This window comes from Yersinia alsatica, assembly GCF_025133195.1.
Classification (GTDB): Bacteria; Pseudomonadota; Gammaproteobacteria; order Enterobacterales; family Enterobacteriaceae; genus Yersinia; species Yersinia alsatica.
On the sequence record NZ_CP104006.1, the window covers coordinates 313993 to 323297 of the forward strand.

Sequence of the window (9305 nt, forward strand, 5' to 3'; positions counted from 1 at the left end):
AAGAGAGGACACAATGCAGGGTTCTGTGACAGAGTTTCTAAAACCGCGCCTGGTAGATATCGAGCAAGTCAGTTCGACGCACGCCAAGGTGACCCTTGAGCCGTTAGAGCGTGGCTTTGGCCATACTCTCGGCAACGCACTGCGCCGTATTCTGCTTTCATCTATGCCGGGTTGCGCGGTGACCGAGGTTGAGATTGATGGTGTACTGCATGAGTACAGCACCAAAGAAGGCGTACAGGAAGATATCCTGGAGATCCTGCTCAACCTGAAAGGGCTGGCGGTGAGAGTTCAGGGTAAAGATGAAGTTATTCTTACCCTGAATAAGTCTGGCATTGGCCCTGTGACTGCAGCCGATATCACCCATGATGGTGATGTCGAAATCGTCAAGCCGCAGCACGTTATCTGCCACCTGACCGATGAAAACGCATCTATTAGCATGCGTATCAAAGTTCAACGTGGTCGTGGTTATGTGCCGGCTTCTGCCCGAATTCATTCGGAAGAAGATGAGCGCCCGATTGGTCGTCTGTTAGTAGACGCATGCTATAGCCCTGTAGAGCGTATTGCCTACAATGTTGAAGCAGCGCGTGTAGAACAGCGTACCGACCTGGACAAGTTGGTTATCGAGATGGAAACCAATGGTACGATCGATCCTGAAGAGGCGATCCGCCGTGCGGCAACTATCTTGGCTGAACAGCTTGAAGCTTTCGTTGACCTACGTGATGTACGTCAGCCGGAAGTTAAAGAAGAGAAGCCAGAGTTTGATCCGATCCTGCTGCGCCCTGTTGACGATCTGGAATTGACTGTCCGCTCTGCTAACTGCCTCAAGGCAGAAGCTATCCACTACATCGGTGATCTGGTACAGCGTACCGAAGTTGAGCTGTTGAAAACGCCGAACTTGGGTAAAAAATCTCTTACTGAGATTAAAGACGTGCTCGCATCACGTGGTCTTTCTTTAGGCATGCGCCTAGAAAATTGGCCACCGGCTAGCATTGCTGACAACGAGTAACCGGATCACAGGTTAAGGTTTTACTGAGAAGGATAAGGTCATGCGCCATCGTAAGAGTGGTCGTCAACTGAACCGTAACAGCAGCCATCGCCAGGCTATGTTCCGTAACATGGCCGGCTCTTTGGTTCGTCATGAGATAATCAAGACGACCCTGCCGAAAGCGAAAGAGCTGCGTCGCGTTGTTGAGCCGCTGATTACTCTTGCCAAGACCGACAGCGTAGCTAATCGTCGTCTGGCATTCGCCCGTACTCGTGATAACGAGATCGTGGCAAAACTGTTTAACGAGCTAGGCCCGCGTTTCGCGAGCCGCGCCGGTGGTTACACTCGCATTCTGAAGTGTGGCTTCCGTGCAGGCGACAACGCACCGATGGCTTACATCGAGTTAGTTGATCGTGCTGCATCGCAAGCAGAAGTAGTTGCTGCAGAGTAATCTGTAAACGCGTAAAAAAACCGGGCTTGCCCGGTTTTTTTACGTCCATAATTCAGTAACATGAGTTTCGATCCTCCGTATCTTTCTTTTATCCCCTTATTTTTCATCTATCAATCCATTAATCTTAACTATTAACCCATTTTATGGGTTCAGAACCTTAGGGAACAATATGGGACTAATTGATGAATGGGCTGAAAGGCATATCATTAAGGCTCAGGAGAGAGGCGAACTCGATAACCTGCCGGGAAATGGCAGACCATTGCTGCTTGATGATGATACCTTTATTCCCGTTGATTTGAGAGTAAGCTATAGATTGTTGAAGAATGCAGGTTACCTTCCTCCTGAATTACAGGATAGGCAGGAGGCGCTCACGATTGCAGATTTACTCTCACAACTAGATGAACAACATGATGATTATGCCAATTTACATAAGCGTCTAGCTTTGTTGCAATTGAGATTGAAGCAAGCGGGACTTAGTACCGAGTTTCTGCACAGAGAGTATCAATACAAATTGGCAGATAAGCTGTCGAAAGAGAGTGACTAAATGTTAAAAATTGGACAGCTTGCAAAACTCGCTGATGTTACGCCAGATACGATTCGTTATTACGAAAAACAAGGAATGATGGATCATGGCGAGCGAACAGAGGGAGGCTATAGGCTTTATAGTGAGCAGGATTTGCAGCGTTTAAGGTTTATCCGTTATGCGAAACAGCTTGGTTTTACATTAGAAACTATCGCTGAATTACTATCGATCCGTGTCGATCCTGAACATCATACTTGCCAGGAATCAAAGGCAATCGTAGATTCTCGTTTGCATGATGTAGAAAGCAAGATTACTGAGCTAAAAAAGATGCGCGAATCATTGAAACGGCTGAGTAATGCATGTTGCGGGAGTACTCATGCCACGACTTATTGCTCGATTTTAGAGGCGTTGGAGCAGGGGGCGGCTGAAGAATTAGCCAAAGATTAAATTTTTTAGATGGGTAGTTTTAATCAGCTCAAACAAGCAGTATTATTCGTGGGATTTTTAATCAATACATTCATAAATGAGGCAATACTATGACGAAATATCGGCATACCAAAGGGAAAATTAAAGACAACGCGCTAGAAGCTCTGCTTCATGACCCACTCTTCAGACAGCGTATTGAGAAGAATATTAAAGGTAAAGGGAGTTATCAGCGTAAAGAAAAACATGCAAAAGGGGGTAACTGGGAGGCCAGTGGTAAGCAATCAATCGATTCTTTACCACTGGTCTTCTGATTTTAGCTTAATAAAAAAGCCATCAAATTGATGGCTTTTAACATTCCGTCAAAGCGAAATTATTTTGATTGCTGTGCTTTTAGTAAATCACGGATTTCTGCCAATAAGGTTTCTTCTGCTGTTGGTGCCGGTGGTGCTGCGGATTCTTCCGCTTTTTCACGGCGTAGTTTGTTCATCAGCTTAACTGCAGAGAAAATAGCGAGAGCTACGATAACGAAATCAAAAATGCTCTGAAGAAATATACCGTAATTCATTACAACCGCAGGTATCGTTCCTTCGGCTGCCCGTAATACAAAATGGAATTGTTTAAAGTCGACCCCACCGAGTAATAAACCTAATGGTGGCATGATGATATCGGCGACAAGTGAAGAAACAATTCTACCGAATGCAGCCCCAATAATGACCCCGACCGCTAAGTCGACAACGTTGCCACGCATGGCAAATTCACGAAATTCCTTCATAAAACTCATAACCAACGCTCCATTTAAAAATGAACTACTTAATCTTAGCTAAATAAAACTCGATACAACCAGAATTATAGGAGAATTTTTCCTATTACCCATGGGAATAGTTTTAATTGATAACTTTGGTAAGTTAATTTAATAGTTATTGATTACAAGAAGAATGGACTGGGTTGGAACAAGCGCTCCACATCAGGAACAAATTTCTTGTGGGTAATAAACATCACCACATGATCGCCCTGTTTAATGATTGAATTGCCATTGGCGATAATAACTTCATCACCGCGAACAATAGCGCCAATGGTTGTACCAGGCGGCAGTTTGATATCTTCTACCATTCGACCGACAACTTTTGACGTGCTTTCATCACCATGAGCAATAGCTTCGATTGCTTCTGCTACACCACGTCTCAATGAGGAAACACTCACAATATCAGCTTTGCGTACATGGCCTAATAATGCAGAAATAGTGGCTTGCTGTGGTGATATGACAATATCAATAACACTTCCCTGAACCAGATCGACATAGGCGCTGCGCTGTATTAATACCATCGCTTTTTTCGCACCCATGCGTTTTGCCAACATAGCCGACATAATATTTGCTTCATCGTCATTGGTAATGGCAATAAAGACATCAACCTGCTCAATATGCTCTTCTGCTAGTAATTCTTGGTCTGATGCATCGCCATAAAATACGATGGTGTCATGCAGCATTTCAGCTAATTCAGCCGCGCGTTGCTGGTCACGTTCAATTAATTTTACGCTGTAATCTTTTTCTAATCGCAGAGCCAAACCCGCTCCGACATTACCCCCACCGACAATCATAATGCGCTTATAGGGTTTTTCCAGACGCTGCAATTCACTCATTACAGCCCGAATATGTTGTGAGGCGGCAACAAAGAATACTTCATCACCAGCTTCTATGATTGTTGAACCTTGCGGACGAATCGGCCTATCTTGGCGGAATATCGCGGCTACGCGGGTATCAATGTGTGGCATATGTTCGCGCAAAGATGATAATGCATTGCCGACCAATGGCCCGCCATAATAGGCTTTGACCGCGGCAATACTCACTTTTCCCTCGGCAAAGTTGACCACCTGTAAAGCGCCCGGATATTCGATTAATTTATAGATGTAATCGATAACTAGCTGTTCTGGCGAGATTAAATGGTCAATAGGCACAGCTTCTGGCAGGAAGAGCTTATCAGCCTCACGAATATATTCAGCTGAACGGATACGCGCGATACGATTTGGGGTATTAAAGAGCGAGTAAGCAATTTGGCAGGCAACCATATTGGTTTCGTCGGAATTTGTTACTGCAACCAACATATCCGCATCTTCGGCCCCGGCCTCCCGCAAAACTCGAGGATGCGAACCGTGCCCTTGTACCACTCGAAGGTCAAATTTATCTTGTAGCTGACGTAGCCGGCCAGAGTCGACATCAACGACGGTAATGTCGTTGTTCTCGCCCACCAGATTTTCTGCCAGGGTTCCGCCAACTTGCCCCGCCCCAAGAATAATTATTTTCATAGCGTTCTCTGTTTCACACTGAAATTAGGTTTTGAGGCAGCAAAGCCACGACTATCTTTTGATCAACTTCGCATAGAAGAAACCATCGCCATCCTCAGGGTGCGGCAGATTTTGTCTACCTGGTGCTGAGAGCGTACCGGTTTCAACCAACTCAGCTTCACCATGCCGCTGCAGGAAAGCTGCAATCTGCTGCTGATTCTCTTCGGGCAATATAGAGCAGGTAGCATAAACCATTACGCCACCTTTTTTCAGTTTAGGCCAGATAGCTTCTATTATCTCAGATTGCAGTTGGGCCAACTCGGCAATATCACTGTCTCGACGCAACCATTTGATATCAGGATGTCGACGAATGACACCAGTTGCGGAGCAGGGCGCATCTAACAATATCCGATCAAACTGTTGATCGCCGCACCATGCATCTGGAGTTCGCCCATCACCGACTCGTACAACGGCATTTAATTTCAGGCGCTGTAAGTTTTCTTTAACCCGGCTAAGACGCTGCTCATCAATATCAACTGCCAATACGTGGGCCTTTGGTGCAGCTTCCAGGATATGAGTTGTTTTGCCGCCAGGGGCTGCACAGAGATCAAGGATCTGCTCACCATTTTGCGGATCGAGCAGATCAACACAACCTTGTGCCGACGCATCTTGCACTGTTACCCAGCCAAGTTCAAAGCCGGGAAGATCATTAACCGCGCAAGGTGTAATCAGGCGAACGGCATCAGGATAAACGTCATGGGGTAGGGCATCGATATTGGCTTTTTTTAACAGATCTAGATATTCATTACGCGAATGATGTAACCGACTTACCCGCAGCCACATTGGTGGCTTCTGGTTATTCGCATCCAAAATCTGCTGCCATTGGTCTGGATAAGCCTGTTTAATCCGTGCTAATAACCAGCTTGGATGCAGATAGCGGCTATCGTTATTTGCTACTCGTTCTAGTAACTCAACTTGTTGACGCTGGAACTGGCGCAGTACTCCGTTGATTAACCCTTTCAATTGTGGGCGCTTCAGCGCCGTAGCGCCTTCCACCGTCTCGGCCAAAGCTGCATGCGGAGGAATGCGTGTGTATATCAGCTGATAAAGCCCCACCATAATCAGATAATGGAAAACCCGTTGTTTTCCGGTCATCGGGCGCGCCATTAGCTGCTGGATACACCACTCAAGTTGCGGCAGGACACGCAAAGTGCCAAAACACAACTCCTGCAGCAATGCGCGATCTTTGTCGGAAATACTTTTATGTAGCCCAGGCAGAACAGTACTGAGCGATTGCCCCTGATCCAATACCTGGCTAATTGCTTTAGCAGCGATGCTGCGGAGATTGTATGTGTTTTTCATAACCAAAAAAGCCGACAAACGTCAGCAAATAAAGGGAAAGTGGCCCGATGATGAAGTATCGGGCGATGAAATCTATCTGTTAGACCTGGGCTATTATGCTAGTTGGCTACCCGGTGTAAACCATTCGCGTCGTGAATTTAATAAGTCTGCTGCTGACATGGCTTTTTTCCCGGCGGGTTGCAGTTGGGTGATATTCAAAACCCCCTCAGCAGTGGCAACTTGAATGCCATGTTTATCCGCATGGATGATAGTTCCGGGTGCCATATTATCAACCGCAGCAAGCACTTGCGCTTGCCAGACTTTGACCGGCTGTTCATCAACGACAAAATAGCTGACTGGCCAAGGATTAAAGGCACGAATGCAACGTTCTAACTGAACAGCAGAAAGTGACCAATCTAATTTGGCTTCCTCTTTACTGAGTTTTTCTGCATAGGTAACTTGTGCTTCATCTTGTACTTCAGGCTGGGCGCAGCCCTCAGCTAGCTGTTGCAGTGTGACTAATAAGCCCTGGGGACCAAGCTGCGCCAATTTATCGTACAGTGTGGCGCTGGTATCTTCTGGCTGAATGTCACATTCAATTTTATGCAGCATATCGCCGGTATCGAGCCCAACATCCATCTGCATGATGGTTACACCGGTTTTTGCGTCGCCAGCCCATAATGAACGTTGGATGGGTGCTGCGCCGCGCCAGCGTGGTAACAGAGAACCATGAACATTAATACAGCCTAGCCGCGGCATTGCCAAAACTGAGGCTGGCAGAATCAAGCCATAGGCAACCACGACCATGATATCGGCTTTAAGATCAGCAACTAAATGTTGGTTTTCTTCCGGCCGTAATGATTTTGGCTGAAACACAGGAATGCCGTGTTGTTCTGCAAGTACCTTAACCGGGCTTGGAGTCAGTTTATTGCCTCGGCCAGCCGGGCGATCAGGCTGAGTGAAAACACCCACAATCTGATGTTGAGAAGACAACAACGCGCCTAAATGGCGCGCTGCAAAGTCAGGAGTTCCGGCAAAAATAATCCGCAAAGAATCAGACACGTTGGTTTCCTGCATTAGAAGGGGTTAGTTGGCACGAGCATTCAACTTGGCCATTTTCTCCAGCTTTTGGCGGATACGCTGGCGTTTCAGCGGTGACAAATAGTCGACAAACAGTTTACCCACCAAGTGATCCATTTCATGCTGGATACAAATTGCTAATAAATCATCGGCTTCCAGTTCGAAGGGCTTACCGTCTCGATCCAGTGCTCTGATTTTTACTTTTTCAGCCCGAGGAACTAAGGCACGTTGCTCAGGAATTGATAGGCAACCTTCTTCAATGCCGGTTTCACCGCTTTTTTCCAACAGTTCTGGGTTAATTAGTACCAGACGTTGGTCACGATTTTCCGAAACATCGATGACGATAATTTGCAGGTGAACATCCACTTGTGTTGCAGCAAGACCAATGCCTTCCTCTGCGTACATGGTTTCGAACATGTCGTCCACGATACGCTGGATTTCACCATTGACTTCTTTTACCGGCGCAGCAATTTTGCGCAGCCGGTCATCTGGGTAATGTAATACTTGTAATACTGACATAAATATCTAGATCTGCGTCCGAGTAGTGAATGATATTCAATCTCTATTGTAGACATTTCCGGCCCTGATTGACAGCATCGGCTACCAATTGAACAAATCGGTATCAGCTTAGAAAGCAAGTCAGGGAGACGATATGCTAGCGGCAGAAATATGGCTCAGGATGAGCAAAGTCAAGGGGCTGGGCACAATAAAAAGCAGTGCATTGGTCAAGCGGCTGCTTGCCCGTGGTGATATCCATCCCGGGAGGTTAGCGGCTTACGGATTAAACTCACAACAATGTCAGCAATTTTTCCAAGCTAATCCCCATGATATTGAGGCCACTCTGAGATGGCTGGACTCCCCTTCCCACCACTTACTGGCCTATGGTGAAACTGACTATCCACCTCGCTTAATTCATATTTCAGCTGCGCCACTCGTGATTTTTGCCTCTGGTGAACTTGATGCCCTTTATCACCCTCAGGTTGCCATGGTTGGAAGTCGCCACTTTAGCCATTATGGCGAGCAATGGGGGCGGCATTTTGCTTCAGAACTGGCTCTCATGGGGCTGGCTATTACTAGTGGCTTGGCTATGGGGATTGACGGAATATGCCATAGGGCGGCCTTGGATGTGAAAGGAAAGACTATCGCTGTATTGGGGAGTGGTTTAGAGAATATTTACCCACGTCGCCATCACCATTTAGCCCGAGAAATTGAGTCTCAAGGTGGTGTTTTAGTCTCAGAGTTTTTGACGACAGCATTACCTATCGCGGCTCATTTCCCCAGAAGAAACCGTATAATTAGCGGGCTAAGTTCGGCCGTATTAGTTGTTGAAGCAACGTTGAAAAGTGGCTCTTTAATTACTGCCCGCTATGCTATGGAACAAGGCCGAGATGTTTTTGCTTTGCCAGGGCCTTTAGGCAGTGCAACCAGTGAAGGTGTTCATTGGTTAATTCAGCAGGGCGCTTACTTGGCAAGGTCTGCCCGCGAGGTCGCTGAACAGGTGGGCGGTGCATTACAATGGATACCATTGCCCGAGAAAGTAATTATTTCTTCATCCGAGGGGCAAGTTGAATTGCCATTTGTCGATGTGTTGGCTAACGTAGGAGATGAGGTGACACCCGTTGATGTCGTCGCCGAACGCGCCGGCCAACCTGTGCCAGATATCGTTAGCAAATTGCTCGAGCTGGAGTTAGCAGGGTGGATCGCAGCTGTACCCGGCGGCTATGTCCGATTAAGGAGGGCAGGCCATGTTCGACGTTCTAATTTACTTATTTGAAACTTATATGCATAACGAGTCGGATATGCTTGTTGATCAAGACAAAATTACCGACGATCTTGCTGAAGCTGGTTTCTATCGTGAGGATATCAACAACGCCCTGAACTGGTTAGAGGCTCTCGCTGACCTGCAAGAAGGGCAGAAAGCACCTTATCTCTATGCTGCTGATCCGCAAGCATTGCGTATCTATACTGCTGAAGAGTCCCAACGTCTGGATGTTACTTGCCGTGGTTTTATCCTATTTCTTGAACAAATTCAGGTATTACATCTTGATACGCGTGAGATGGTTATCGATCGTATTATGGCGTTGGATTCGAATGAGATTGATCTGGAGGATCTCAAGTGGGTGGTGTTGATGGTGCTATTTAACATACCGGGTTATGAAAGCGCTTATCAGCAGATGGAAGAGTTACTTTTTGAAGTCAATGAAGGTTATTTGCACTAA

General features: G+C 46.6%; 12 protein-coding genes. 7 read left to right on the plus strand and 5 right to left on the minus strand.

Annotated elements, in window-relative coordinates:
• The first annotated feature begins 13 nt into the window (after positions 1-13).
• The 5 genes from N0H69_RS01375 to N0H69_RS01395 all read left to right on the plus strand — a co-directional run bounded on the left by N0H69_RS01375 (position 14) and on the right by N0H69_RS01395 (position 2696).
• Positions 14-1006 carry a DNA-directed RNA polymerase subunit alpha gene (locus tag N0H69_RS01375; RefSeq protein WP_004709232.1) on the plus strand — a complete coding sequence of 331 codons (993 nt, stop codon included), beginning with the start codon at positions 14-16 and terminating at the stop codon, positions 1004-1006.
• A gap of 40 nt (positions 1007-1046) precedes the next feature.
• Positions 1047-1436: a 50S ribosomal protein L17 gene (rplQ, locus tag N0H69_RS01380; RefSeq protein WP_004391407.1), complete on the plus strand. Its 390-nt coding sequence runs from the start codon at positions 1047-1049 to the stop codon at positions 1434-1436.
• Positions 1437-1605: 169 nt separating this feature from the next.
• A complete protein-coding gene (locus tag N0H69_RS01385) occupies positions 1606-1980 on the plus strand; it encodes a DnaJ family domain-containing protein (RefSeq protein ID WP_050110018.1) in 375 nt (124 codons plus the stop codon).
• Positions 1981-2406: a Zn(2+)-responsive transcriptional regulator gene (gene zntR / locus N0H69_RS01390; RefSeq protein ID WP_050152332.1), complete on the plus strand. Its 426-nt coding sequence runs from the start codon at positions 1981-1983 to the stop codon at positions 2404-2406.
• Positions 2407-2495: 89 nt separating this feature from the next.
• A complete protein-coding gene (locus N0H69_RS01395; RefSeq protein WP_050136090.1) occupies positions 2496-2696 on the plus strand; it encodes an alternative ribosome-rescue factor A in 201 nt (66 codons plus the stop codon).
• Positions 2697-2755: 59 nt separating this feature from the next.
• Here N0H69_RS01395 and mscL read toward each other — a convergent pair whose 3' ends face one another.
• From mscL to def, 5 genes are all read right to left on the minus strand, one after another.
• A complete protein-coding gene (gene mscL / locus N0H69_RS01400; RefSeq protein ID WP_050110021.1) occupies positions 2756-3166 on the minus strand; it encodes a large-conductance mechanosensitive channel protein MscL in 411 nt (136 codons plus the stop codon).
• Positions 3167-3309: 143 nt separating this feature from the next.
• The gene (gene trkA / locus N0H69_RS01405) at positions 3310-4686 is read right to left on the minus strand and encodes a Trk system potassium transporter TrkA (RefSeq protein WP_050099603.1); all 1377 of its coding nucleotides are present in this window, start codon (positions 4684-4686) and stop codon (positions 3310-3312) included.
• Positions 4687-4737: 51 nt separating this feature from the next.
• Complete coding sequence (gene rsmB, locus N0H69_RS01410) at positions 4738-6027, minus strand: 16S rRNA (cytosine(967)-C(5))-methyltransferase RsmB (RefSeq protein ID WP_050152331.1); 1290 nt, start codon at positions 6025-6027, stop codon at positions 4738-4740.
• A gap of 93 nt (positions 6028-6120) precedes the next feature.
• Positions 6121-7068 (minus strand): methionyl-tRNA formyltransferase, encoded by a 948-nt coding sequence (gene fmt / locus N0H69_RS01415; RefSeq protein ID WP_050123764.1) that lies wholly within the window; start codon positions 7066-7068, stop codon positions 6121-6123.
• Between the two features lie 24 nt (positions 7069-7092).
• Positions 7093-7605 (minus strand): peptide deformylase, encoded by a 513-nt coding sequence (def, locus tag N0H69_RS01420; protein ID WP_050110024.1) that lies wholly within the window; start codon positions 7603-7605, stop codon positions 7093-7095.
• Positions 7606-7738: 133 nt separating this feature from the next.
• On the opposite strand from def, the gene dprA reads away from it, so the two are divergent.
• Both dprA and N0H69_RS01430 read left to right on the plus strand, forming a co-directional pair.
• Positions 7739-8860 carry a DNA-protecting protein DprA gene (gene dprA, locus N0H69_RS01425; RefSeq protein WP_050136087.1) on the plus strand — a complete coding sequence of 374 codons (1122 nt, stop codon included), beginning with the start codon at positions 7739-7741 and terminating at the stop codon, positions 8858-8860.
• The gene (locus N0H69_RS01430; RefSeq protein ID WP_050110026.1) at positions 8832-9305 is read left to right on the plus strand and encodes a DUF494 family protein; all 474 of its coding nucleotides are present in this window, start codon (positions 8832-8834) and stop codon (positions 9303-9305) included. Before dprA ends, N0H69_RS01430 begins: the two co-directional genes overlap by 29 nt.

Coding starts and splice junctions, on each gene's coding strand:
- N0H69_RS01430 (WP_050110026.1), top strand. CDS start 8,832: ATGTTCGACGTTCTAATTTACTTATTTGAAACTTATATGCATAACGAG.
- N0H69_RS01385 (WP_050110018.1), top strand. CDS start 1,606: ATGGGACTAATTGATGAATGGGCTGAAAGGCATATCATTAAGGCTCAG.
- N0H69_RS01395 (WP_050136090.1), top strand. CDS start 2,496: ATGACGAAATATCGGCATACCAAAGGGAAAATTAAAGACAACGCGCTA.
- trkA (WP_050099603.1), bottom strand. CDS start 4,686: ATGAAAATAATTATTCTTGGGGCGGGGCAAGTTGGCGGAACCCTGGCA.
- N0H69_RS01375 (WP_004709232.1), top strand. CDS start 14: ATGCAGGGTTCTGTGACAGAGTTTCTAAAACCGCGCCTGGTAGATATC.
- def (WP_050110024.1), bottom strand. CDS start 7,605: ATGTCAGTATTACAAGTATTACATTACCCAGATGACCGGCTGCGCAAA.
- mscL (WP_050110021.1), bottom strand. CDS start 3,166: ATGAGTTTTATGAAGGAATTTCGTGAATTTGCCATGCGTGGCAACGTT.
- dprA (WP_050136087.1), top strand. CDS start 7,739: ATGCTAGCGGCAGAAATATGGCTCAGGATGAGCAAAGTCAAGGGGCTG.
- zntR (WP_050152332.1), top strand. CDS start 1,981: ATGTTAAAAATTGGACAGCTTGCAAAACTCGCTGATGTTACGCCAGAT.
- rplQ (WP_004391407.1), top strand. CDS start 1,047: ATGCGCCATCGTAAGAGTGGTCGTCAACTGAACCGTAACAGCAGCCAT.
- rsmB (WP_050152331.1), bottom strand. CDS start 6,027: ATGAAAAACACATACAATCTCCGCAGCATCGCTGCTAAAGCAATTAGC.